The organism is Lysinibacillus sp. fkY74-1 (assembly GCF_053165895.1).
Genome location: NZ_CP170173.1, coordinates 1,487,086 through 1,512,979 on the forward strand (window position 1 = coordinate 1,487,086; position 25,894 = coordinate 1,512,979).

Here is a 25,894-nt window from a genome sequence, read left to right on the forward strand (position 1 = left end):
ATTTCATTGGCCGATGGTGGAATAGAGGTTTTTATGTTTGCGGGTTTGCTATGCAACAACAGTAAGCCTTTATGGGAAGGCAAAAAGGTGTCTCTAAGAATTTGTAAGAGACACCTTTTTTTATCGTTTATTCATTTCGCTATTCTTTCGACCATAAGCCAAATAAACAATCAAGCCGATGATGAACCAAATACCACATGCAATCCATGTAAGAATAGAAAGCTGTGAAATTAAAAAGAGACATAATAAAAATGATAAAATCGGTAGTACTGGGAAAAATGGTACTTTAAAGCCTCCAGAAGGAATATTTTTATTTTTTCGTAAATACACCACACCGATGGATACAATGGTAAACGCCACTAATGTACCCATATTGACTAATTCAGCAAGCTTAGAAAGTGGCACAAAACCTGCACAAAAAGCTACTAGTAATGCAAATATCCATGTGTTTTTGACAGGAGTTTTAAATTTGGGACTTAGCTCAGCCATGCTTTTGGGCAGTAAACCATCACGGCCTAAGGCATATAAGAGTCGCGTTCCTCCATAAGACATAACTAATATAACGGTCATCATTCCTACTACGGCACCAAGGGAGATAATTCCCGCAATCCAATCTTGGTGGACAAGCTGCATCACATAGCTAACGGGGTCACTTACATTTAAGGCATGATAGGGAACAATCCCCGTTAATACCATTGATACGGCAACATAAAGCACGGTACAAATGAGTAAAGAGCCGATAATGCCAATGGGCATGTTCCGTTGGGGATTTTTTACTTCCTCAGCAGCCGAAGATACCGCATCAAAACCTAAATAAGCAAAAAATACAAGTGCCGCCCCACTGAAGACGCCGCTTATGCCAAATGGTAGAAAGGGCTCCCAATTAGTAGGCTTTACATAAAATACCCCTACGCCAATAAATAGTAAGATGACAGCTACCTTCAAGAAAACCATCCAGGAATTGAATCGAGTGGATTCTTTAATACCAAGCGTTAATAAAAATGCCGTAGCAAAAATAATAAAGATTGCTGGTACATTTATATATGTGCCAGCAGCAGGAATAAAGGCTCCTGAAATTGCTTGAGGTAGAACGATATGAAAGCCGGCAAGAAGTGAGTTTAAGTAAGATGACCATCCTGTCGCAACAGCAGCTACAGCCAATCCATATTCCAAAAGCAAAGCCCATCCTACTAACCACGCGACAATTTCGCCAAAGACAATATAGCCATACGTATAGGCGCTTCCAGTTACGGGGACACTTGATGCAAATTCGGAATAACACATGCCTGCAAAAGCACAAACAATGGCGGCAATAATAAAGGAAAAAACGATCCCAGGTCCCGCATGCGTTGCTGCCACCGTTCCGGGCAAGATGAAAATACCCGTGCCCACGATGGCACCAACTCCTAATAATAGAAGATCAAAGGCACCTAACGTTTTCTTTAGTTGAATAGTCCCTTCGTTTTGTAATAGTTCCTCGATTTCCTTTTTTCTAAATAATAGTTTACTCACAGTTACTCCTCTTTTTCTTAGAAATATGTGAAAATATTATACTTTTTTGATAATTGGGTCAATCTTTTTGCCGAAATAAAGCGAAAAAACTAAAATATTTAGAAATTTTAGAATAGGAATATTGGAAGCTGTTCAGTATGCCAAATCTATCAAAAAAACATTATTTTTTGTTTTTCCTAAAAATACAATTGTCTTTTTAAGAAAAATTGATTATGATTTTAAAGTATATTCAACGTAGATAGAACAACAGGAAAAGAGGCGTTATGGAGTGGCCAACAAAGAATTACAAAGAGGATTAGAGGCACGTCACATCCAAATGATCGCGCTTGGCGGTACGATTGGTGTGGGCTTATTTATGGGTTCGGCAAGTGCCATTCAATGGACAGGACCTTCTGTACTCCTTGCCTATGGAATTGCAGGTATTTTTATATTTTTCATTATGAGAGCAATGGGTGAGATGCTTTATATGGAGCCAAGTACAGGCTCTTTTGCAACATTTGGCTATAAATATATACACCCTCTAGCAGGCTATTTAACGGCATGGAGCAACTGGTTCCAATGGGTAATTGTTGGTATGTCAGAAATTATAGCTGTGGGAACATATATGCAGTATTGGTATCCTGATTTACCAGCATGGATACCGGGTCTCATTGCGATGATCATATTAGGTGTGGCAAACTTTATCTCGGTTAAATCTTTTGGTGAATTTGAATTTTGGTTCGCCATGATTAAAATCGTAACGATTATTTTAATGATTGTAGCAGGCGTTGGCCTGATTTTCTTTGGCTTTGGTAATGATGGTATTGCGATTGGCTTATCGAATCTATGGAGTCATGGTGGCTTCTTTACTGGCGGCTGGACAGGCTTCTTCTTTGCATTATCGTTAGTAGTCGCAGCATACCAAGGGGTAGAGCTTATTGGGATTACAGCAGGGGAAGCAAAAAATCCACAAAAGACAATTACGAATGCCATTCAAAGTATTATTTGGCGTATTTTAATTTTCTATATCGGAGCCATCTTTGTCATTGTGACAGTGTATCCGTGGGATGAATTGGGTACGATCGGTAGTCCTTTTGTAGCGACATTTGCCAAGGTAGGTATTACTGCGGCGGCAGGTATTATTAATTTTGTCGTTATTACAGCTGCTATGTCTGGCTGTAATAGTGGTATTTATAGTGCAGGACGTATGTTATATACTCTTGCAATGAATGGACAAGCACCTAAATTTTTCGCGAAGCTTTCCAAAAATGGAGTACCTTTATTTGGTACAGCTGGCGTGTTAATTGGTTTAGTGGTTGGTGTCATTTTAAGCTATATTGCACCACAGAATTTATTCGTCTATGTGTATAGTGCAAGTGTTTTACCCGGTATGATACCATGGTTTATTATATTAATTAGTCAAATGAAATTTAGAAAAGTGAAAGGTGAACAATTAGCGAATCACCCTTTCAAAATGCCATTAGCCCCTATTACGAATTACTTAACGATTATCTTTTTAATCATGGTACTGGTTGGCATGTGGATTAATGACGATACGCGTATTTCTCTAATTGTAGGAATTATTTTTTTAATAATAGTAACAATTAGTTATTATGCATTTGGTATTGGCAAAAATCGATACAGTACAGATCAAGGTAAATAGCAAAAAAGATGTTTCTCTTAAAATAAGAGGAGCATCTTTTTTTTTGTCTATTTTTGCTAGCATATTTTTTACATAAATGTTCGTAAACGTGCCAAACTATAAAAAACTCTATGTGAACTGGTATTCGTCGGAATAAAAGGGGTTGAACGGAATGAACGAAATGCCTGAACAGCTTGTTGCTAAATTAAAGAAGGAAATTAATGATGTAGATGATGTAAAACTAAATATGATTGCTACAGAAGAAGGGGATGTTACCCTTATCTATTTTTCCTCTCTTATAGAAAAAATGACCTTACAAACAATGGTATCTATTCCGTTAACCAATAATATGAAACAAATTCATCAAATGGCTCAATATGTGGACCCTAAGGACATACAAGAAGTTGTCAAAAAACTGAATTCTGGGCAAACACTGCTGTTTTTTCATGAAACCAATGCGCTATTAAGTATGGATACGTATAGTGCTCCTACAAGGGCCATTACGAATACTGAAACGGAATCAACCGTTATAGGGCCTCAGGATGCATTTACAGAATCTTTGGAGACCAACATTTCTCTAGTGAGAAGACGAATTCAAAGTGCTCAGCTAAAAAATGAAAATCGTATTGTTGGTTCAGAGGCTAATATTAAAATTTCCATTATGTATATGGACAATATTGTGAATCATAAAAACTTGGATGATCTTAGAAATCGTATTGATCAGGTGGTATTTCCTTTATTTACGGATATATCGGTGTTGAAGCAATTAATTGAGGATAATCCATTATCACCATTTCCTCAATATTATATGACGGTACGCCCCGATAGTATTTGTCGCTACCTTATTGACGGCCGAATTGTCATGTTTATGGATAATAGCCAATTAGCAATTGTCTGTCCGACCTCTTTTTTTGAAATGTTCGTGTCGATTGAGGATTATTATAACCGATGGACAACAGCCTCTTTACTTAGAATGCTACGCTTCTTTGGTTTTTTCTTAACGATTATGATTACGCCCATGTATATTTCTGCTTTAACCTTCCATCCAGAAATATTGCCATATGAGCTTTTATTAAATCTTCAAGAATCAAGAAGTAAAGTTCCTTTTCCACCTCTCATTGAAGTGTTATTTATCGAACTTATTGTAGAGGTATTACGGGAAGCCGGTTCTCGAATGCCTGCCAAAGTCGGACAAACAATCGGTATCGTAGGCGGTATTGTCATAGGGACTGCGGCTGTGCAGGCAGGGCTACTTAGTAATATTCTTATTGTGTTGGTGGCCACTTCTGCACTATTATCTTTCCTACCACCGATTTTCTTGATGAGTAATGCTAGCCGATTTGTGCGATATATTTTCATTTTATCGGCTGGGTTATTTGGTCTATTTGGGCAAATGCTTGCCTTTGCTTGGTTAATCCATCATTTACTAAGTTTAAAATCATTAGGAACTCATTATATGACGCCAGGTATACCGAGAAATCCAACAGATTTGTTAGATAATGTCATCAGATTTCCTATCAACTATTTAACGAAAAAATCTGGCATTTCAAGGGCTCAGAAAAAAACGACAGAGGAGAAATGAGGTAAAAGACTTGAGCGCAGCTAACGTAAAGATGTTAAATCGCTATCACGTCATTTTTTTGGCCCAGAGCATTATGGTAGGGACCGGCATACTATCATTGCCACAAAAATTAAGTGCTATGGGCTATACCGAGTGGTTTATGCCCGTATTATTCGGTATTATCGCTACCTTAACTCTTTGGCCGATGATTTGGCTTTGCTCTAAATACCCGAATGAACATTTATTTCGTATCAATGAAATTCTTTTCGGGAAAGTCTTAGGGAAAAGCCTTAATCTCTTGTTTGTCATTCAATTTATTATCTTTAGTGCAGGAATTATTAGCAACTATATGCATCTCATACAAAGTACAGCGTTACAAGAGCAAACCATCACATTGCCTGTGCTGTGTTTCTTACTGTTGCTGATATATATTGTAAGTGGTGGTATCAAATCTATCGCCAGATTTTGCATGATGAGTTTTTTTATTACAATCGGCATGTTCTATTTTACACAGTGGGCTATTGAAAAAGGGGAGGTAAGTCATTTACTCCCTTTATTCAATTTTAGTGGGCTAGATTTCTTTAATGCATTTAAAGAAGGGTATTTATCAGTCCTTGGCTATGAATTAATTATGTTTTACTTTCCATATATAATCGATCAAAAAAAAGCCTTTCGTCATTCATTGATTGGTATTTGGATTAGTATTCTCCTTTGTTTTTTCACGACAGTAGTAAGCGTCATCTATTATTCTGAATGGCAGTTGAAAAACGTAGAGTTTTCCGTTTTAAATTTATTTAAAGCCGGCGAACTTACCTTTGTGGAACGAATCGATATTATTGGTATAACGTTATGGGTATTTTTAATATTATCCACGGCCACTGCCTATGTGTGGTGTGCCAAATTAGGCGTGGATACGTTGTTTAAAAAGAAAAATAGTTATCAATTATATGTGATTGCCGCTATCATTTTTTTGATTATTAGAATGCCATTTTCTCGAGAATTCCAAGAGAAACTTTTTACAGCAAGTAATTATATTGGGTATATGCTAATTATTTGGCCAATCTTCTTAAGCATGATTTATATAGTTCGAAAAAAGAAGGTGCAACAATGAATAGAAAGCTTCTACTAAGCATCACACTTGCGCTTTTATTATTATTAGCTGGTTGTTCAAGAAAAGAGTTGAAGGTACCTTTAGAGGATATTGGTATGGTTGGGATAATGGCTTTCGACTATATGGATGAAGATCAAATGAAATTAACGGTCGCTATTCCTCAATATTCCCCAGAGGCACAACAAAAAACACAAATTTTTTCGGTGTCTACAGATCTTGTATCGAATGGCATCGTAGAAATCGAAAAGCTTTCGGATAAAAAAATTGTCTTTAACCAATTACGAGTTGTGCTGGTTAATGAAGATTTTGCACGAAAAGGTGAGATACAAAATGTCATTCAGCATCTATACAGGAATGCTGAGGTGGGCAATAAAGTCCTCATTGCTATTGTGAAGGACAAAGCAGAAGCCATTATAAAGGGAAATTACCCGGATAAACCAAACATTAATATTTACATTAATGATTTATTGGAACCCAGTATAAATACAGCATTTAATCCGAATACGAATATTCATGATTTTATGTATACAATAACGAATCCTGTGACGGATACAATCATCCCATATCTTGAAAAACGCGATGATAAAATTGAAATTAAAGGTGTTGCTGTTTTTAAGGGGAACCATATGCATGAAGTGATTAAGCCTGAGGAAGCGTTGATTGTTCAAGCATTACTAGGAAGAAAAAGTCTCGCACCTCTCCATTTAGATCTACATGAGGGATATGGGGAGGAAAAATTGATGATTGATTTAATTGAGAGCTCTATTAAAATGCAAAGTAATAAGAATGTTGACTCACCAAAGCTCATCATTCGCCTAAAGATTAAAGGAACGTTAAGCGAATACAAAGGGTCGAGAGAATACGAGTTGAATACGATTGAAAGCATTAGTCGGTTAGAGAAGGATGTAAATAAGCAGCTAGAAGAGGATATTACCAAGTTTTTAGATAAACTAAAAAATATGGATGTCGATCCTAGTGGGCTAAGTGAAAAATTTAGAATGTACTATCATGGCAAGTGGACGACCAAAAAAACAAGGGAAGTCATTAGCAAATTACAAACAGAGGTACATGTTGAGACGTCGATTATTAGTACTGGTACGTTAAAATAAGCAGGACAATCCTTATGCTGAAGTGGATTGTCCTTTTCGTTTGTTTAAGATTTTCGCATAATAAAGCTTAAATGTCTGCCTGCCTGTTTGTCCTGACGATAGGAGAAGCCATCAGGGCTAAGGAATGTACAAGTGGCATCAACTTGGATTTGCTCAGATGGAATACCAGCAAGTTCACATTGCTTTTTCACAGTTTTTTGATTATCAATATGATATTTCTGCGTTGCTGCATTAAAATACATAAAATCGTCTGCATAACCAAGACTGCGGAACTTCTCATACACATCAGCATCTACCTCGAATTTTTGCTGGCTTAAAGCCATACCGATTTGAACGTGAAAATCCTCAGGTCGGCATTGTTCTTGTTCCAACAAATGCTGGAACAGTTTAGGTGTAATTTCTTTGGTAGTACCTTGCCAGCCTGAATGAATGACGCCCACTAAACCATTGACAGCATTATAAAAAATCACAGGAACGCAATCGGCTGTAAAACTGCATAATAATAAATTAGGCTCAAACGTATAAAGAGCATCTGTGTTTTTCACTGCTGTATCCATTTGCTCAGCGCCACGTCCTTTATCGGCAAATGTTACTCGATGAAAGTTGGCGCTATGTGTTTGCTCTGTACAAATAAAATCTTGCAGATTGCAGTTCAAAGTTGTGGCTAATTGTTGACGATTGTCAATGACATCATGGATATTATCGCAAGTATGCAAAGCCATATTATTATGCTCTAATTCCATTGGATCCTTTAAGGTAGTTCCAGCGATAAATTGATCATTATCTACATATATTTTTGATTTCATTCAATCACCCCGCTTTACTATATAAGATTCCACTACGAATGTATAGGTTCCACTCCCTTGAATATTTGTTACTACTTTCCCTTACCCTACTAGCGAACTTTTAGACATAATGAATAGATTTCTTCACATATAGTATGGGGAATCCTATGTGGAAGGAGAGAATAAAAAGATGCCTCAACTAGATATTTTATTAATTTGTCAATTAGGCATGGGTCTTTTCTGGATCATTACATATATTTTAGTTATTTATAAAGGATGGAAGGATAAAAAATACGGTATGCCAATGGTTGCTATTTGTGCCAATATTGCATGGGAATTTATCTTTACATTTCTTTACCCACAAAATGACCTTCAACGATTGATTACGCTCACATGGCTCGTTTTAGATGTCGTGATACTGATGCAATTTTTACGATTTGCGCCACCCGAATATCGAAGAATTCTCTCTAAAAAATTATTGTATGCCTCTTTTTTAGTCACTTTAATGTTCAGCATGTTGATGATTTTTGGGATTATTCATCAATTTCAGGATTATGAAGGGAAGTATGCAGCATTTTTGCAAAATCTCATGATGTCTGGGTTATTTATCGGATTATTATTACGAAGAGGGAATTTAGATGGTCAATCTATGGGCATTGCAGTCTGTAAGATGATTGGAACTTTGTTTGCTGCGATTGGCTTTTATCTCTATTTCCGTACACCGTTCATGACCATTATTTCTATGGCTACTCTTTTTTATGACTGTCTCTATATTTTACTAATTTACAAAATGAAGAGGAAATTATCGACGAAGTAGTGATTATTAGGTAACTATTGGTGGTTTATATAATTGGTAATATTTGTTGATTACAATGATATTGCAACTTGATGACAAGGTGCATCTTCATAAAGGTTGTTAAAAAGGGATTCGTCAAATTTTGTAGTTCATCTGTCATGTATTTGTAAAAATCCTTCCAAATATTTTGTGATGATTATTGCTCTGAAACTATTTACGATATTAGAAGAGCAAACAGGAAGGATGATAGACATGTTGAAAAAAATAAAAAAAGCAGCACTTGCTTCAGTTATTGCAGCTTCATTATTACTACCAGTGGGGGCAATGGCGGCTGAATCCTATACAGTCTCATCTGGTGACACTCTTTGGAAAATCGCTTTGAAAACGGAAACAGGAGTACAAGAATTAATTGATGCAAACCCACAACTTGCCAATCCAAATCAAATTTATCCTGGTCAAAAAATAATGGTCCCTGTAAAGGAACAAGCAAGCGTTGAACAAGAGGTCGTTAAACGGGTTAATGCGGAACGTGCGAAAGCAGGTCTTTCGGCATTACAAGACGATTGGGAGTTATCAAGAGTAGCTAAATACAAGTCGCAGGATATGCATGATAAAAATTATTTTGACCATACAAGCCCAACGTATGGTACGCCATTTACGATGATGAAAAACTTCGGTATTTCTTATCAATCAGCTGGTGAAAATATCGCCAAGGGTCAACGCTCGGCACAGGAAGTCGTTACAGCATGGATGAACAGTGAAGGTCACCGTGCTAATATTCTCAGCAAAAACTATACACATATCGGTATAGGGTATGTAGCGGATGGCAACTACTGGACGCAAATGTTTATACAAAAATAAAAGAAGAACTGCCCAAATCAGACGGATTTTGGGCAGTTTTTTGTTACTTCACAATTGATTGCTCCTAGAAGCTAGTATAAAAGCAATGCATTATTAACATATATCAGAGTGAAGAACTATTTAGAACGTACCTACTCTGAATAATAAAATCGACAATAGAGTAAAAGTTATGAGTATACTACAGCAACAATTAAAAAAGTCGAATCAAATTAATAATTTTATTAATTTTAACTGTAAAAGGCATCAGTACCAGTCAATGATGCCTTTTATGAGCTTCAATGATTTTTGAGGGCAATCGCCTTAGCGCGTGAGTTGACCCCAAGCTTACTATAAATGGTAGATAAATAAACACGAACAGTTCCTTCTGATAAATGCAGGCGCTTTGCTATTTCACGATTAGATATACCATCTACTAGTAAGCCATAAATATCCTTTTCTCGTTGTGTTAGCATTACTGGGGCTTTTGAATGGAATGTAGTACCTTCTTTCAGATAATTAAAATAAACAGTAGGGACGGAATCCCAACGTTTATGAAGCTGCTCGAAATAAATGGCTAATAGGGGTTCTAAATCCTTTTCATCTAAAAATGATCGAACATAATAGTAGGGTGCTGCAAGTACGAAAGCCTCGTGTAAAGTTTCTAAGGCAAGTTCTTGGTGACCTATATGATATTGGCAAATTGCTTCTAGTATTGTGGCTTCAATAATTGTAGCAATTTGCTCCTCCTGCTGTGCTTTTATTTTTACTTGGATCAAGCTCGTTAAGGCTTCGTTCGGCAGTTCCTTCAATAATAGTAAACGGGCGTATACGATGAGCCAGAAGGGTTGTTTCGTTTTCGTAGCCTGTAAGATTATCTCAGCCTGATGACTATCACCAGCGTTAATATGACAGTAGGCTAGCATAATTTGTATAGATGTACGCCAATGCTTTTCAGTGACATCCTCTAATAGATGGGTCAGCATAGCAAGAGCTGAACTTATCTGATTTTGCTGTATATAGATTTTTGCTTTAAGAAGATACATCGGAATACATAATCCAAGATCTTGTAATTGATGGCCTAACTTAAGCGCCATCTCAATTTCTTTATGAGTAAACGTTATTAGGTTGCGTTCATATAAAGATTCGGCGGCAACACCATAGCTAAAAGCGGTGACATTAGCAGTTTGTAAAGACGTTTCTCGAAAAAGCTCACTTATTACAGCTCCTTGCTCCATTGTTTGAAGCTTTCCTTTCGACCCAATGCTCGTTCGTAAAAGTTTATATTCAAAACTATTGTAGGGGATAGGCACATGATCCCATCTAGAGGGGATGTGTCCTTTTGCGAGCTGTTTTTTCATAATTTCTTCAACCATCTGTAAATCACCACCAGAGGCAACGATGGCAAAAGCCTTAGCACTTTCGTAAATATAGGTCATGGCCGCATGTTCCTCTTGCTCCATCCATTGTTCTGTCAGTTGGCGTAATTCAAGTTCCTCCATAAGAGATGACGCAGTTTCAACTTCCATAGTTGAAATCGAGGTTAAAAAGCCGATGACTAGCATTTCATAGGAGACTTCATATTGATCACGACGAAGCCGGTGCAACCACCGCATAAAGGTTGCTGTCTGACCTGATAAAAAAAGCTGAACAAGATGCTCGGTCATCCATGGCGTCGCTAGTTCGTATTGTCCATGTTTAAGTGCTAATTCAATGGCAGAAATATAATCCCCTTGACCATAAATGAATTGAGATGTTTCTAGAACAAGATTATGTATGTCCTGCTTCGAAAATTGTCTTGTTAATTCCATTTGCAAAGCTTCCGCTAATAAATGATGGTACCGGAAAATAGGTTGTTTGGATTGCAGCCGAATGGTGAAAAGTCCTTTAGCTTCCAAATGCTCCAATTGTTCAAGACTATTTGTCTGCGTTGTCAATTGATCACAAATAGCAGGATCCAACTCCTGTAATAGGGAAGTGCGCAGCAAAAATTGTTGTGTTTTAGATGGTAGGTTATGAATAATTTCTTGCCATAGAAATTCTGAAATAAAGGGCTGTGCAGTTTCTTCAAACGATCCAATTTCATGGTCATTCGCAAAGCTAGTTAACAATAATCCAGCTACCCAACCTTCTGTTTTATCTAAAATAGCTTGCAGCTGTTGGTGATTGAAGGTAGGGACATGTTTGCAGGAGAAAAATCGCTTCACCTCCTGTAAAGTAAAGCGTAAATGTCCAGAATGGATTTCATGTGTCCATTGCTTAACCCGCCACTTAGCTATTGGTAGTGAGGGGACAGAACGAGAGGACATATAAATATGGGCGTGACTAGGTAAATACTCTACGAATTGTATCATGAGTTGATGAATAACTGGATTCTCTATGACATGATAATCATCTAGTACAATCGAAATGGGCTGTTGAAGGACATTTATTTCTTCTACTAGAGAATAGATAAAAAATTCAAGCGTTGCAGAGTCCTGGGAGTTTAGAAGTGGTGTAAGAATTTGATGCATGTTACTTTTAGATGACCTAGCAATAGCATGTAAAATATATGTCCAGAAACGTATAGGATCATTATCAGCAGCATCTAGAGAGACCCATGCAGTGGTTTCTTTTTTATTTTTAAGCCAGCTACTTAGTATACTGGTTTTTCCATAACCCGCAGGAGCACGTAAAATGGTTAATTTCACATGTATATGTTGATCTAATAAATCGAATAATTGTGTTCTTTCAATTAAAGTGGGTGATTGATGTGGCATTGTTATTTTAGAAGATAATAATGTTTGAGGCATCTTAACTTCCTCCTTTAGTTCAGAAAAGTTCCACAATTTACATTGTACTAAACTATTATCATTTTTTCGTATGTTAATAGTCCTATCCTTTCCTTCTTTAATTATTTTAATGGGGTGGACATTCAAAACTAAGTCAAACGTTCTTCCTCTTTTTATCTTCAAATTTCAGCATGGTGTAGCGCATATCTTCCCCAAAAAACTAGCATTTAAAAGTAAAGCAACTAATTACAACTAGTTAGATTAGGTGAATGTACAAGAAACCTATTTCTGTGGGCATATAGTAGCCATATATGTCAGGGAGGTAGTTCAGTGTGAGAAAAGAACCGAAATTTTTGAGAATCAAGTTGAAATCAAATCCAGGTTGTCATTGCCATTGCTGCGGTTTTTGTTGCCCTTGTCGTTGTAATCACCCTTTTTTACCGGTACCACCAAGCTGTAACTATCTTGTCTATGTAACAGACGCTGGACAATTAGAAACTCCTGATAACAGAGTCTCAGTAATAGATACAGCAACCAATATGATAGTTGCCACCATTCCAGTAGGGACTGCTCCACTAGAAGTAGCGATTACACCAAATGGTGCGTTTGGGTATGTGCCAGCGCTTTTCTCCGATAATGTAACTGTGTTTAATACAGCAACCAATACGGTAGTCACTACGATTCCGGTAGGAGATGAGCCTCTTGGTGTAGCGATTTCACCAAATGGAGCACTTGCCTATGTTTCAAACCATGGTCCAGCAGCTAATTCTGTATCCGTTATAGATACAGCAACTAATACTGTAACTGCCACTATTCCAGTAGGGCTCCAACCTCAAGGTATTGCTTTTACGCCGAATAGTGCATTTGCTTATGTGGCAAATGAAAATTCAGGGAATGTATCTGTTATAAATACAGCAACCAATATGGTAGTTGCTACTATCCCTGTTGGAATCCGCCCAAGATCCATTGTTTTCACACCGAGTGGGCAATTTGCGTATGTGACAAATGAAAATAGCAATAATGTATCTATCATTAATGTTGCAATCAATACAGTAGTGGGTACAATCCCTGTAGGAACCGGACCTGTAGGAGCAGCCATTACACCTGATGGTACATTTTTGTACGTCGTCAATAAAGGTAGTAATACTGTATCTGTCATCAGTACAGTGACCAATATGGTGATAGCTACAATCCCTGTTGGATCTTCACCTGACCAAGTAACGATCCTGCCGAATGGTACTTTTGCATATGTCACAAATCAAACTGACAATACAGTGTCTGTCATAGATATAGCTACCAATATGGTAGTGGATACAATCCCAGGGTTTAATGGACCGACTGGTATAGATACAGGGGTAATTTGTCTATAGGATGGAAAAAGCAAGTTATTTTCATTCACGATTATGTGCTTGTGACTTAATTGTTTCAAAAAACTGTAACTTTTTATACTCGTAGCGCTTCATTCCTTGGCAGGACGTGCCAGTTGAACCAAATTGGGTTAAGAACTGGAAAGAATACGTTATGAAAAATTTACACATAATCGAAGAGCGTAAAATGGGGGTAGCGGTCGTTTACTTCTAACTATTGGTGCCATGCTACCCTAGTGTTACATAACTTATCAACTGTAATCCTCAATCGTAAACAAATCCTGATTGTGAGTGAAGTTTTATTTGAACAGAACAAATAAATATCTACAAAAGCCACACACTATAGGCAATATATGAATAAGATGTCTCTGTAGTATGACCATAGAGGTAGGTGTTTGTGTTGAAAAAAAAGTGGGTTTCCGCGTTCTGTGTTTTATGTATAGTTGGACTTGTAGGTTGCCAAAAAAATTCGAACAATGACGCAAGGATAGAGGAAGAAAATCAACAAGTAAAACAGCAAATCGAAGAATTGAAAAAAACAGTTACCTATGAGCAAGTGCCACAAAAGGAATCGGCTCTTATAGAGATTGTAGATCCTAAGACAAAGAAGATTATTGAAACTATTTCACCGAAGGATAGTGGCTATGAGACAGAGCTGCAAGCCTATCAGCGGAATATTGAGCAGTTAGCAAAGGAACTAGCAAGAGGGACTAGTGAGAAGGAAGGCTATGACCAGCGCATGATGCTCGATCGATTGGATGAAGCAGGAAAGGTTATTAAGGGAAGGCCGCAAATGATTTTAAAGGAAAGTGAATTAGTGGAGAAAATTCTAGAAGCCTCTGCTACTGGTGGTCAAGTGGAGGTACCTCTTTATTTGACTCAAAGTGGCTATTCATTAGAGGACATTCCTTTTTTAGAAGAGGTCGCTGTGGCATCCTATACGACGTATTTTAATAGCGCTGACGTAGGAAGAAATAAAAATATTGAGCTTTCTGCGGAGGCTATTAATAATGTCATCGTTGGTAGTGGGGACCATTTTTCATTTAATACGATGGTCGGACCTCGAGATGAAGCAAATGGCTATCAGCCTGCACCAGAAATTATTAATAAAAAAGTGGTTATGGGCATTGGTGGGGGCGTTTGTCAAACTTCTTCAACCCTGTTTAATGCAGTGGATCAACTACGAGTTAAATATGTAGAACGTCACCATCATTCCTTGGATATAGGATATGTGCCAAAGGGAAGGGATGCGACTGTTTCCTATGGGAGCTTGGATTTTAGGTTTCAGAACACGAGTGATGTTCCTTTTTTAATTCAAACAACCTATGGAGAAAATTTTTTGACGATTGACATACGAACAGCTGAAAAATATGTAGAAATATTGACAAAGGAATAATGCTGTGAAAAGACACCATAGGACGTTGGTGTCTTTTTTAACTGGCATGATATAGTTAAAATTGGATATATAGTAAACATTAGGGAGAGAAATAGACAATGCATCAAAACTACTGGCTGTTATAGAAGCGATGGGCTTTATTGACACTGTATTCACCTCAAAACCTACATAGCTTCAATGTTCCCCCGAATTATATTTTCTTGTTTATTTTTTATCCTTTGTGCTGTTACAGCTGCTTCAATTTCTCCGATTGCCCAATGTGTTGAAGGTGAGTCTTTAAATGAAGGTGCTGTAATTCTATCTAGAGCTGGTCTTTCGAATAGTTGGTTGAGCACTTTTCTGCCTGTTCACGTGTTAACGTATCATTCAGATTAAACGTATTGGTACTTGTTCCCATAATTCCTATAGCAGTTACGTTTTCAATTGAAAGTTTAAACATCTGTAAATGTTTTGCCGTTGCCTGATGCCTGAAAATTTTGTTGTGTCTTTGTGTACATACAGTTTCAATACTGCCACTACACCTGCTATTTGTGCTCTTGTAATCCTCCCATTTGGATTAAATATTGTATCCCATTATAACGTTATCTGAATCATGGCAATTACATAGACCGAATCCTGATAATCCAATAAATCGATAGTGAGGTCAATGACATAGCTGAACAAAGTGCAGAGGAAAGTATTGATTGGCAGGCGATATTGAACAAATAAATGTGATTGTTCAATTGGTAAAAGATTTAGCGATGAAATCCAAAAATCTTGGTTTGGATGCGTCGATAGAAGCAGCTCGTTCGGGTGAGCATGGACGTGGTTTTGTAGTTGTCGCATCTGAAATACAAAAAATGTTCCAGAGCAATACAGAAAGTGCGAATAGTATTACGAAACAATTAGAAAGCATTAAACAATCCATTGATCAGGTGACTGCTTCTGCTAATCAAATTGCTGCCTTTACACAGCAATTTGCGACGAGTATGCATGAATTAAGCGATCCTTATAAAGGGGTAAATAATTCTGCTGACAAGTTAATGCAGATTAGGCGAAATCAAAGACATGAAATTTAAAGGATAATAGCCGAGTGAAGGGCTATTATCCTGCTATAAAATAATCTCTAAAATTTCATCGGGTGTCGCTACTTTGTATTCTGGCTCTTCGTTTTGTATGACTTCAATTGCGTCATAGCCCCATTCTACCCATATAATAGGTATGCCTGCTTTTTTACACGCGACAATATCCCTCTGTTCATCACCTATATATACCACTTCAGATGATGAAACATTTGATTCCTTCAAAAACTTTTTCATGACTTTATCTTTGCTAAAAATACGATTGGAGCAAAGGACATCTGTAACACAGTGAATGCCATTTATTTTGAGAAATTCTACAATATTGTCCTTTGAATTAGAAGAGATAATCAAAATCTTATATCCTCTATTATCGAGTTCGAGTAATACTTCCTTCATCCCTGCAAAAAGATGAACATCGTTTAATGATTGGCGATATAGCTTGTAAAATTGCGGTAAAATCATAGGTAATTTATACATTGGAAAGTCAAATAACTTACTACGTTCTGAAATCGATAATTTTTTTAATGTATCAATTTCCTTCAATTCAATTCCTTTAAATTTATATTTTTGTGCTAATGTATTCCATGCTGATGCAAACACAGCAGTTGAATCTGCCAACGTTCCATCAAAATCAAAAATTATAGTTTTCATTGCAAACTTTCTCCTTTATTATCTAGTTGTATTGACGTTTTATGCTTAAAAATGTTACATGGAATGGGCGACCAATTGTTAGGTCATGAAACATGGACAACAGTCATTTTAAAAGCTACGTAATCATCTTATGGTAAATATTATCAGAAAATGCTGGGTTTGCAATGGAAAAGATGCAACAAAGGAGGGTGTCTCAAAACTCTTATGAGACACCCTCTATAGCTACCTAATTCTTTTTGTGTTTTATGTTAGGGCTAATACAAATTTGCATACCATTTTAGGTGTGTTGTACGTTTCAAACCATAAAGGCAAAGAGGTACTCACTTTATCTCCAGTACTTATCACGACAAAGTGATAGTTCTGTTTTTATGGGAGAGAGCTATTCTTTTTTTGTCGTGTTTTTACTAAATAATAAGCATTGACGGAGGAGGCAATAGGAATAATTAGTGCAATGCCGATGCCTGCGCAAAAAATTGTCATCATTTCCGCACTAAAGACTTTGGAATTGACGATTTCGCCAATCGAATAAGAGAGATCCTTAAACCATATCAATAAACTTAAATAGCCACCAAAGAAAGCAAAAAATAAAGTATTTGTATCGGTTCCTAAAATGTCTCTCCCAATACTTATTCCAGATGTAAAAAGTGTCTTTCTACTGATTGAAGGATTGCGATAAAAAATCTCATGCATAGAGGTAGCAATGGAAATGGCAACATCCATAATGGCACCTATCGTACTCATAATAATGACCGATGCACCAATCTGCACGAAATTAACACCGATATAGAGAGAAAAGATACTTATTTCTTCTGTTGATTCTTCGCCAAATCCTTGAATCATGGCCTTTTTCGTTATAAACGTAATAAAAAGCAATAAAACAACAATCGTTACCATTGTCGAAATAAATGCAGTAATGGTTTTACTATTTGTTTTATTAATATAAAACAAACTAATGCAACTGATGACAGTACAAGCAATAAACGTTAGAATAATAGGGCTGTTTTTAGGGTTTGTCATGAGGAAAATGGTCACGAAGAGAACAGCAAAATTTAAAAATAAAGAAAGAAACGAGCGTAGGCCTTGCTTACCTCCAACTACCACCATCAATAAACATAAAATAATTGCCAAAACAACGATAACATTCATTCTTTAACCCTCTTTCGATTAATAAAAAAAATAGCTGTATATTGACTGATAGGTATTGTCAGGACTACTCCAATACCCCCTGCAAGGGCACGAGCTAGCTCTAATGAAAGATTCAAGGATAGAGTGAGTCCTAATGTAGATGAATTTTTCAAATAGAGGATGACCATTGGTATGGAGCCACAAATATACGCGAAGAATAGAATGCTTGTAATGGTACCCATAATGTCTTTTCCAATCTCCTGACCAGATGCCTTTAAAGCTTGTAAAGAAATACGAGAGTCTTGTTCATATAGGGCGTAAATAGAAGAGGACATAGTAATCGCGACATCCATAACAGCCCCAAGTGAACCAATGAATAAACCAGCCATAAAAACAGTTCGGTAGGGACGTGTTAAAAATTGCATTTCCTCATAGCGTAGGCCGCTTTCTCCCGTCAACCACATCACAGCAGAGCTAATACTAAGGGCTATGATTGTCCCTAAAAGAGTAGCTACAATGGCTGCATATGTTTTCGTATTCAATCCACTAATCAGTAACAATGAAATAACAGTAAATAATAGGACACACACACCACTGATGAATAATAAATTGAGGCTGCCATGCTTTACGTAAAGGTCTAATGCAAATGTTAAAATACTGGCATTTACGACTAAGCTAATAATGGCAAATAAACCTTGTCTTTTTCCGATGATGAGTAGCGCAAAGATAAAAGTCCAAGTGATAATCATGATTGTTTGATCTCGTTTCAAATCGAGAATGGTCCCCGTTAAATCTGACTGTGTCGAATGTGCATCTATTGCGACAAAAATTTCATTGCCTTCAAAGTATTCTTGATCAAAGGCTCCAGACGAAGAGTAGTCATTCATCAAATCAATTATTTGTCCTTTGTGCTGCCCATTTTTAAGTACAGCCTTAATTTGCTGCGTATACAAAGTATCGTCATTGTCGTACATGTCTGTTAGAGGCTTTGATTCTACCACTTTGACATTCAATATTTCAGCAATCGGTCGATCATAAAACTGTTCATTATGATGAACGAAAAAGATCGATATTCCGCAGCCGAGTATTAATAGGGCAGAGAAAATACGTTGTTTAATTGTTAAGTTTCTTAAAAATTGCAAGGGAATGACCTCCTAGTGGACTGAATAGTCACTTGTACAGGAACGATTTTAACAATAGTAAGTTCCGATATATTATTAAGTGTAACGATAGGCGTGCCATATTCCAAGGCATATAAGAATAAGAACGTGAGAGGACATTTGTAATCTAGAAAGATTTATGGTAGATTAGTGGATACTATAAAATCGAAGGGAGGACGAAGTAATGGGAACTGTTTGTGCAAAAGGTTTAACTGAAATAGTGGTGAAATCTTACAATCTTTGTGGAGGTTTGCTGGCAAAGGGAGAAGTATGCCCTTTTTTAAGCAAATTTCATATCGATGCAGGTTCCGGTTGCTTCTAGCCTTCTTTAAAACTGATAGTATCCAATCAAATGAGATGTATAGATACAAAAACGCCGGTTCTTAACGGCGTTTTTTTGTTTAATAGTAAAATTTAACATGCCCTCTTGTTCATAGGAGGGGTGGAAGGTGCCGTTTTATGACGGCACCTTTTTTGTGTTTGAAAGGAGTGAAAAGTGATGTGTAACCTTATATGTCCATTTATTTCTTGAGCGATTAGCTTATTAGTAATGGATAAAATAAATAAGGAGATGGAAAAAATGATACTTCAATTAAATGGAATTAGTAAGAGCTACTTGGGAGAGCCCATTCTTTCTAACATAACGATGAAAATGGAACGTGGCGATCGGATTGGACTTATAGGTGTAAATGGAGCTGGAAAATCCACGCTACTAAAGATGATTGTAGGGGATATTCCTTATGATGAAGGCGATATTTATAGGGGGAAAGGAATTAAACTAGGTTATTTGCAACAGGATAGTGGATTGCAGCCAGACCATACGATTTGGACTGAAATGCTTGGGGCATTTACGGAGCTTCTAGAGGTTGAAAAGGAACTTCGAGAGTTGGAAATGCAGATGAGTGAGTCTTCTTATCTAAATGCCCCTGAAAAGCTGGAACAAGTGATGCAGAGATATGCTAGCAAATCCGATTGGTTTTCACAACAGGGAGGCTATGACATCGAGGCAAAAATAAATAGTATGTTAAATGGGATGGGCTTTAGTAGTACACCGACAGACACACTTATCGAATCATTAAGTGGTGGTCAGAAAACTAGACTGGCACTTGCTAAAATTTTATTAACGCAGCCGGATTTGTTACTGTTAGATGAACCGACCAACCATTTGGATTTTGCGACTTTAAATTGGCTGGAAAGTTATTTACGTGGCTATCAAGGGGCCATTCTTGTTATTTCACATGATCGTTACTTTTTAGATGCCCTTGTCCATGAGATTTATGAGATTGAACGTACTCATGGAACAAAATACAGCGGTAACTATTCTAAGTATGTGGAAAGCAAGACTAAAGATCGTGAACTGCTGGAGAAGAAATATACGATGCAGCAGCAGCAAATCACAAAAATGGAGGATTATATTCAACGGAATATTGCTATGGCTACTTCCTCAAAAAGTGCCAAGAACAAAAGGAAACAGCTTGAACGGATAGAACGTCTTGAAAAGCCGCACAAGAATCAAAAACATGCACAAATGACATTTGCTACTGATAAGAATTCACATAAAGAAGTACTGAAGGTAAAGGACCTAGCACTCTCCTATCAGTTACATGCGGGCAGAAAAATATTAATGGAAGATATTGAATTTTCATTATATAGAGGCGAACGGGTCGCATTAATAGGCCCAAATGGTGTTGGAAAATCAACGTTATTGAAGGCATTGTTACATGAATTAACTCCGGATCGTGGCGTTATTGCATGGGGAAATGGTGTGACAATAGGTTATTATGATCAGGAGCAAGAGTCATTACATCCTAATCATACAATATTACAAGAGGTATGGGGTACCTTCCCTTCGATGGAAGAGGCAAGAATACGGACAGTGCTTGGTAATTTTTTATTTACGGGAGAAGATGTCTTTAAAAAGATAGCCTCCCTTAGCGGTGGAGAAAAAGCGCGTGTAGCCTTAGCAAAGCTAATTTTGCAAAAAGCAAATGTACTTATAATGGACGAACCGACCAATCATCTTGATTTATTTAGCAAGGAAGTATTGGAGAAGGCGCTTTTGCAATTTGATGGCACATTATTATGCATTTCTCATGATCGTTATTTTCTTAATAAGCTAGCAAATAAATTACTAGCATTATCTCCAACTGGTGTGACCGCCTTTTCAGGAAATTATAATGATTATGTTCAAAAGTTAAGTCATTAAAGGACTAAGAAGCCACCTCTATAGTAAGAGGTGGCTCAGACTGTAGACAAACTCAAAAAATTTGAGAGTTTGACTACAGTCTTTTTTCTTTTACAATAAAATAAAGTAAAGCCGTTGATTTTCACTACAGGCGGACGCTTTCCGCGGGCGGGGTCGAGCTGCTTCCCTCGCTTCGCTCAGTCCAGGATCTCGACTTTCCCGCTTTTCCCGCAGGAGTCGCCGCCCTTCGTTCCCATCAACTTCTACATAGGGTATTGAAAAGTAAATTCTCCATGTAGACTATATATTTATTTGTTAGAGAATCAAATGTTGCCTGTTCTTCCATATACACGTCCTAAAATGAAAGATGGATTCTTCCGAAAGCATGAGTATATATGACGGGCATTATTATTGTTACCTTTGAAACAAGGGCAGATATTGAAGTATGCGACAACGACGAAGGAAGGATATCGCCAATATAAATCGAATCCTTTGATTTGTGCGAAGTGTCCAAGCCTTTCCTAATGTACAGAAAGTAAGCATCATCAAAAACTCATTCAACGTCATATTTGGGCGTCGTATGTGGAGCTATAGTAAGGGGTGGCACCTTTTTTAAAAAATACAGACAGAAGTATAGATAATATAATTAAATAGTGTTATCGTAAGAACTAGCTAAATAAAATGATCCTTCGGGGTAGGGTGAAATTCCCAATCGGCGGTGATGAAGTCATTCAAAGTCCGTGAGCGCAAGCTGATTTGGTGCAAATCCAAAACCGACAGTAACAGTCTGGATGGGAGAAGGGTATAAGTGCGAGCTTTTTAAATTCAATGTAATTTAAAAGGTCTATTTGATTATGCATTTATTACACTACTTCCCGCAAACTTGTAGGGAAGTTTTTTATTTAGCCAATCAATTGAATAGAAGATGTTCTTCGGGGTAGGGTGAAATTCCCAATCGGCGGTGATGAAGTTATTCAAAGTCCGTGAGCGCAAGCTGATTTGGTGCAAATCCAAAACCGACAGTGATAGTCTGGATGGGAGAAGAACAAATAAGATACTAGTCTATGGAAAAAATGTATATCCAAGTAGGCTTATTTATTGATGTCTTATACTCCCAAAACCCCTTTGTGAAAGGGGTTTTTCTTTTTATAGAAGCTTCAGAAGGGAGACGGATAGAAAAGAAAGAGTGACGGATAAAAGCTACGTAAATGAGTGAAAGCAGGTGAAGAAATGTTTACAGGTATTGTAGAGGATATTGGCACTATTAAAGCCTTGCAAAGCAATAAGAACAGTATGAAAATCACTGTTCACTCTTCAAAAGTTACAGAAGATGTAAGGCTAGGGGACAGTATAGCCGTCAATGGAGTTTGTTTAACGGTGACCCATTTTACGAATCAAGAGCTGACGATGGATGTCATGCCTGAAACCGTCAAAGCTACAAATTTACATCAGCTTGCAGTAGGCGATCCGGTTAATTTGGAGCGTGCTATGCCTGCGAACGGGCGATTTGGTGGTCATTTTGTTGCTGGCCATGTTGATGCAGTTGGGAAAATTTTACGAAAGCGTCCAGTCGCTAACGCGGTCTATATTGATATCGAATTGTCTGAGGAACTAACAAGTTTCTGTATTCCAAAGGGCTCCATAACGATTGATGGCACAAGCTTAACAATCTTTCATGTTGAATCGAATTATGTCACTATTTCACTGATTCCTCATACTTACAAGGAAACAATTTTAGGCATGAAAAAAATTGGCGCATTCGTCAATATTGAAACAGATTTAGTAGGTAAGTATATTGTAAACCAATTGAAGAACGGGCAAGACAAGTCTATGATAACAAGAGATTATTTGGCACGGCATGGTTTTTAAGATCACATAATAAGGAGATGACAAGAGTGCTACATGCAATTGAAGATGCCATAGAGGATTTAAAACAAGGGAAAGTGATTGTCGTGGTGGATGATGAAGATCGGGAAAATGAGGGGGATCTTCTTGCACTTGCTGAATATATCACTCCTGAAACGATTAACTTTATGGCGACTTATGGGAGAGGTTTAATTTGTACGCCGATTTCGCAGGAGCTAGCACATAAGCTAGAACTGCACCCAATGGTTCAGCATAATACGGATAACCATCAAACAGCATTTACCGTAAGTATCGACCATATAGACACAACAACAGGGATTAGTGCCTTTGACCGGGCTTTCACTATACAAAAGATGCTGAAGTCTCAAGCAAAAAACACTGATTTTCGTCGGCCAGGACATATTTTTCCATTAATCGCAAAGGATAACGGTGTCTTAGAGCGAAGAGGCCATACGGAGGCGACCATTGATTTAGCTAAGCTTTGTCATAGTATTCCTGCTGGGGTGATTTGTGAAATCATGGGAGACGATGGTCACATGATGCGCTTTGAAGAACTGACAAAGTATGCAGCACATCATGGTTTAAAAATGATTTCCATTGAGGCGTTAGCCGCTTATCGTAGCCAAACATTAACAACAAACTACTAACAAAGGAGTTATAAAAAATGGGTCAAACATTTGAAGCACAATTAATAGGAACGGATTTAAAAATTGCAGTAGTTGTAGGTCGATTCAATGAGTTTATTACAAGCAAATTATTAGATGGAGCAATGGATGGGTTAAAGCGACATGGTGTTGATGAAGCATCTATTGATGTTGCATGGGTGCCTGGAGCTTTTGAGGTGCCTTTTATTGCGAAACAATTAGCAGAGACAAAAAAATATGATGCGATTATTGGTTTAGGAACGGTTATTCGCGGTTCTACAACACATTATGATTATGTATGTAATGAGTCGGCAAAAGGTATAGCAAATGTATCGTTAACGACCAATGTGCCAGTTATTTTCGGTATTGTTACAACAGAAAATATTGAACAGGCGATTGAACGTGCGGGGACAAAATCAGGTAATAAAGGGTATGATTCGGCAATATCGGCAATTGAGATGGCGAATCTACAAAAAATGATTGGCTAAGAACATACTGAATAGGTTATCACCGTACTGGTTGCTTGAATAATTTTTATATCCATGGGAAAAATATGCCTAAGTATATTTATTAAACGTCCAAGTTTTCATAAATGTACTAAATTTGAGCAGGCTCAGTAGGAGATGAGAAGTATTTCAATGGAACAAATGATGAATTTGAAAATGTTGAAATCACTATTTCAACGCTCTGCTGATGTGATATTCCAACAGTATAAATTTCAGCAACATACCGTCCATATGATAACCTGTGACGCCATGATAGACGAAGAACTTCTTCAAACCGTTGTAGTCGAACGTGTCCAATCCTTATTTAATAGTGGTTCTGATGAAACGTTAGAAGAACTAATTGAACAGCATCTTCATGTTCCTTATTTACAAAAGGTCATGAAGAAAGAGGATATTATTACAAGAGTCTATAAAGGCCACGTCTTATTATATTTTGAGGAAGATCACTTGATTTATTCCAGTGATATTTCAAATAGACCTAATCGTGAGCCTGGGGAAACAACGCTTGAATTAGTTGTGAAAGGGCCAAGAGATGATTTTATTGAAGATGTATTTATTAATATAGCTTTACTACGAAAACGTTTACCTACAAATTCATTTAGTGTAGAAACATTAGAGATTGGTCAACGCTCTAAAACAACGGTAGCTGTGTTATATATGGAAGACATTGTGAATTTGAATATGCTAGAACAAATCCGTTTACAATTACAAAAAATTGATACAGATATTGTCGTTAATGGCGATTTGCTGATGGAGGCAATTGAACAAACGGCTAAAGTTCTCCCTAGACATGATTATACGGGAAGACCAGATTTTGCTCTTCAGGCATTAATGAGAGGACGAATACTAATAATGATCGATGGCGTTTCGTATGCCATGATTATTCCGGCCAATATTATGCTGCTCTTTAAAACATCTGAGGACAATGAATATCCCATCATCGTTAGTTCAATGGAACGGGTGCTCCGAATATTTGGAATACTGATCAGTATGTTACTTCCTGGTTTTTGGCTTGCCGTAACCACCTATCATCAAGAACAGCTTCCATATCTTCTTCTTGCGACAGTGGTCGAGTCAAGAACCGGATTACCATTTCCGACAATACTTGAAATAATGATGATGCTTTTTATGTTTGAAATGTTTCGCGAGGCCAATTTGCGTTTGCCTAGTGCGATTAGTGGTTCAATCAGTGTGGTGGGAGGATTAATCATTGGAGATGCTGCGATTAAAGCTGGTGTGACAAGCCCTTCGATGATTGTTATCATTGCGATTTCAAGTATTGCTGCATTTACACTAGTCAATCAAGCCTTTGTGACAGCAATGAGTATTTTCCGATTAATCATCATTTTATTTTCAGCTTTTTTGGGTCTGTTTGGATTTTTTATTTCAGTCTTTTTTATTATCCTTTATGCAGCAAATATGCGTGTTTTAGGTGTGCCCTATATAAATTTTAGTGCTGATTACGATAAGGGGGATATCGGCAAGTCCTTGCTACGTCTATCGCCAAAGAGCTATAGTCTACGACCACCATTCTTAAAACCACAAGATCGGACACGAACAGCTACTAAAAAGGCAAAAAAAAATCAGGGTGTCTGACCGTTGACTAATATTTGGCTGTAGACAAGCTCAAAAGGTTTTTTTCTTTCTTTTTCATGGAAATAACATGAGGCCGTTGGTTTTCATTACGGAAGGGGTCTAGCCGCATCTCTTGCTCTTTCCGAAAAAGTTGTTATGCCGTGCTGTACTTCTATTACTATGCGTACGAGGATGAGAAAAAACAAAGGCCATTGAGAATCATTTTCTCAATGGCCTTTGTCTAATGGTCTCTAC

The 25,894-nt window shown here is 37.3% G+C and carries 18 protein-coding genes, 3 pseudogenes and 2 riboswitches; of the genes and pseudogenes, 15 read left to right on the forward strand and 6 right to left on the reverse strand.

Features of this window, described 5'->3' with window-relative positions; all coding sequences use genetic code 11:
* Nucleotides 1–120: 120 nt before the first annotated feature.
* Nucleotides 121–1,512 carry an APC family permease gene (locus tag ACE1MS_RS07020; protein WP_447402789.1) on the reverse strand — a complete coding sequence of 464 codons (1,392 nt, stop codon included), beginning with the start codon at nucleotides 1,510–1,512 and terminating at the stop codon, nucleotides 121–123.
* A 268-nt stretch (nucleotides 1,513–1,780) separates the two neighbouring features.
* Here ACE1MS_RS07020 and ACE1MS_RS07025 point away from each other — a divergent pair, with 268 nt between their 5' ends.
* From ACE1MS_RS07025 to ACE1MS_RS07040, 4 genes are all read left to right on the forward strand, one after another.
* Nucleotides 1,781–3,154 (forward strand): amino acid permease, encoded by a 1,374-nt coding sequence (locus ACE1MS_RS07025; protein ID WP_012293688.1) that lies wholly within the window; start codon nucleotides 1,781–1,783, stop codon nucleotides 3,152–3,154.
* Between the two features lie 151 nt (nucleotides 3,155–3,305).
* A complete protein-coding gene (locus ACE1MS_RS07030) occupies nucleotides 3,306–4,715 on the forward strand; it encodes a spore germination protein (protein WP_031418019.1) in 1,410 nt (469 codons plus the stop codon).
* 10 nt (nucleotides 4,716–4,725) lie between these two features.
* Nucleotides 4,726–5,805 (forward strand): GerAB/ArcD/ProY family transporter, encoded by a 1,080-nt coding sequence (locus ACE1MS_RS07035; RefSeq protein ID WP_232900783.1) that lies wholly within the window; start codon nucleotides 4,726–4,728, stop codon nucleotides 5,803–5,805.
* Nucleotides 5,802–6,914, forward strand: coding sequence for a Ger(x)C family spore germination protein (locus ACE1MS_RS07040; protein WP_012293691.1), 1,113 nt, complete (start codon nucleotides 5,802–5,804; stop codon nucleotides 6,912–6,914). The genes ACE1MS_RS07035 and ACE1MS_RS07040 overlap by 4 nt, the downstream gene beginning before the upstream one ends.
* A gap of 44 nt (nucleotides 6,915–6,958) precedes the next feature.
* Here ACE1MS_RS07040 and pgeF read toward each other — a convergent pair whose 3' ends face one another.
* The gene (gene pgeF, locus ACE1MS_RS07045) at nucleotides 6,959–7,720 is read right to left on the reverse strand and encodes a peptidoglycan editing factor PgeF (RefSeq protein WP_012293692.1); all 762 of its coding nucleotides are present in this window, start codon (nucleotides 7,718–7,720) and stop codon (nucleotides 6,959–6,961) included.
* Nucleotides 7,721–7,889: 169 nt separating this feature from the next.
* Between pgeF and ACE1MS_RS07050 the strand changes: the two genes are divergently transcribed.
* Together ACE1MS_RS07050 and safA are read left to right on the forward strand one after the other, a co-directional pair.
* Nucleotides 7,890–8,516, forward strand: a complete 627-nt coding sequence (locus ACE1MS_RS07050; RefSeq protein ID WP_031418021.1) for a transmembrane-type terpene cyclase — start codon at nucleotides 7,890–7,892, stop codon at nucleotides 8,514–8,516.
* A gap of 231 nt (nucleotides 8,517–8,747) precedes the next feature.
* Entirely contained in the window at nucleotides 8,748–9,356 is a 609-nt protein-coding gene (safA, locus tag ACE1MS_RS07055) for a SafA/ExsA family spore coat assembly protein (RefSeq protein WP_031418022.1), read from the forward strand.
* A gap of 275 nt (nucleotides 9,357–9,631) precedes the next feature.
* Here the strand turns inward: safA and ACE1MS_RS07060 are convergent, their stop codons facing one another.
* Entirely contained in the window at nucleotides 9,632–12,124 is a 2,493-nt protein-coding gene (locus ACE1MS_RS07060; RefSeq protein ID WP_447402790.1) for a LuxR C-terminal-related transcriptional regulator, read from the reverse strand.
* 410 nt (nucleotides 12,125–12,534) lie between these two features.
* Between ACE1MS_RS07060 and ACE1MS_RS07065 the strand changes: the two are divergent.
* From ACE1MS_RS07065 to ACE1MS_RS07075, 3 genes and pseudogenes are all read left to right on the forward strand, one after another.
* Nucleotides 12,535–13,473, forward strand: a pseudogene (locus ACE1MS_RS07065) (beta-propeller fold lactonase family protein); the annotation flags it as partial.
* A gap of 397 nt (nucleotides 13,474–13,870) precedes the next feature.
* The gene (locus tag ACE1MS_RS07070; RefSeq protein ID WP_416277424.1) at nucleotides 13,871–14,866 is read left to right on the forward strand and encodes a VanW family protein; all 996 of its coding nucleotides are present in this window, start codon (nucleotides 13,871–13,873) and stop codon (nucleotides 14,864–14,866) included.
* 683 nt (nucleotides 14,867–15,549) lie between these two features.
* Nucleotides 15,550–15,924, forward strand: coding sequence for a methyl-accepting chemotaxis protein (locus tag ACE1MS_RS07075; RefSeq protein ID WP_243432671.1), 375 nt, complete (start codon nucleotides 15,550–15,552; stop codon nucleotides 15,922–15,924).
* Between the two features lie 33 nt (nucleotides 15,925–15,957).
* On the opposite strand, the gene ACE1MS_RS07080 is transcribed toward ACE1MS_RS07075, so the two are convergent.
* From ACE1MS_RS07080 to ACE1MS_RS07090, 3 genes are all read right to left on the reverse strand, one after another.
* Nucleotides 15,958–16,578 (reverse strand): HAD-IA family hydrolase, encoded by a 621-nt coding sequence (locus tag ACE1MS_RS07080; RefSeq protein ID WP_012293705.1) that lies wholly within the window; start codon nucleotides 16,576–16,578, stop codon nucleotides 15,958–15,960.
* Between the two features lie 366 nt (nucleotides 16,579–16,944).
* Nucleotides 16,945–17,724 carry a YibE/F family protein gene (locus ACE1MS_RS07085; RefSeq protein ID WP_036166016.1) on the reverse strand — a complete coding sequence of 260 codons (780 nt, stop codon included), beginning with the start codon at nucleotides 17,722–17,724 and terminating at the stop codon, nucleotides 16,945–16,947.
* Nucleotides 17,721–18,845 carry a YibE/F family protein gene (locus ACE1MS_RS07090; protein WP_036215367.1) on the reverse strand — a complete coding sequence of 375 codons (1,125 nt, stop codon included), beginning with the start codon at nucleotides 18,843–18,845 and terminating at the stop codon, nucleotides 17,721–17,723. The genes ACE1MS_RS07085 and ACE1MS_RS07090 overlap by 4 nt, the downstream gene beginning before the upstream one ends.
* A 598-nt stretch (nucleotides 18,846–19,443) precedes the next feature.
* Between ACE1MS_RS07090 and ACE1MS_RS07095 the strand changes: the two genes are divergently transcribed.
* The 6 genes and pseudogenes from ACE1MS_RS07095 to ACE1MS_RS07120 all read left to right on the forward strand — a co-directional run bounded on the left by ACE1MS_RS07095 (nucleotide 19,444) and on the right by ACE1MS_RS07120 (nucleotide 25,660).
* Nucleotides 19,444–21,069 carry an ABC-F family ATP-binding cassette domain-containing protein gene (locus ACE1MS_RS07095; RefSeq protein ID WP_036215370.1) on the forward strand — a complete coding sequence of 542 codons (1,626 nt, stop codon included), beginning with the start codon at nucleotides 19,444–19,446 and terminating at the stop codon, nucleotides 21,067–21,069.
* Nucleotides 21,070–21,357: 288 nt separating this feature from the next.
* Nucleotides 21,358–21,636, forward strand: a pseudogene (locus tag ACE1MS_RS07100) (IS5/IS1182 family transposase); the annotation flags it as partial.
* Between the two features lie 93 nt (nucleotides 21,637–21,729).
* Nucleotides 21,730–21,855: riboswitch (FMN riboswitch) on the forward strand.
* A 117-nt stretch (nucleotides 21,856–21,972) separates the two neighbouring features.
* Nucleotides 21,973–22,098, forward strand: a riboswitch (FMN riboswitch).
* Between the two features lie 180 nt (nucleotides 22,099–22,278).
* Nucleotides 22,279–22,917 carry a riboflavin synthase gene (gene ribE, locus ACE1MS_RS07105; protein ID WP_281486619.1) on the forward strand — a complete coding sequence of 213 codons (639 nt, stop codon included), beginning with the start codon at nucleotides 22,279–22,281 and terminating at the stop codon, nucleotides 22,915–22,917.
* Nucleotides 22,918–22,943: 26 nt separating this feature from the next.
* Nucleotides 22,944–23,552, forward strand: a pseudogene (gene ribB, locus ACE1MS_RS07110) (3,4-dihydroxy-2-butanone-4-phosphate synthase); the annotation flags it as partial.
* 26 nt (nucleotides 23,553–23,578) lie between these two features.
* Nucleotides 23,579–24,046, forward strand: a complete 468-nt coding sequence (gene ribH / locus ACE1MS_RS07115; protein WP_008176574.1) for a 6,7-dimethyl-8-ribityllumazine synthase — start codon at nucleotides 23,579–23,581, stop codon at nucleotides 24,044–24,046.
* Nucleotides 24,047–24,196: 150 nt separating this feature from the next.
* Entirely contained in the window at nucleotides 24,197–25,660 is a 1,464-nt protein-coding gene (locus tag ACE1MS_RS07120) for a spore germination protein (protein WP_200991075.1), read from the forward strand.
* Nucleotides 25,661–25,894: the final 234 nt, after the last annotated feature.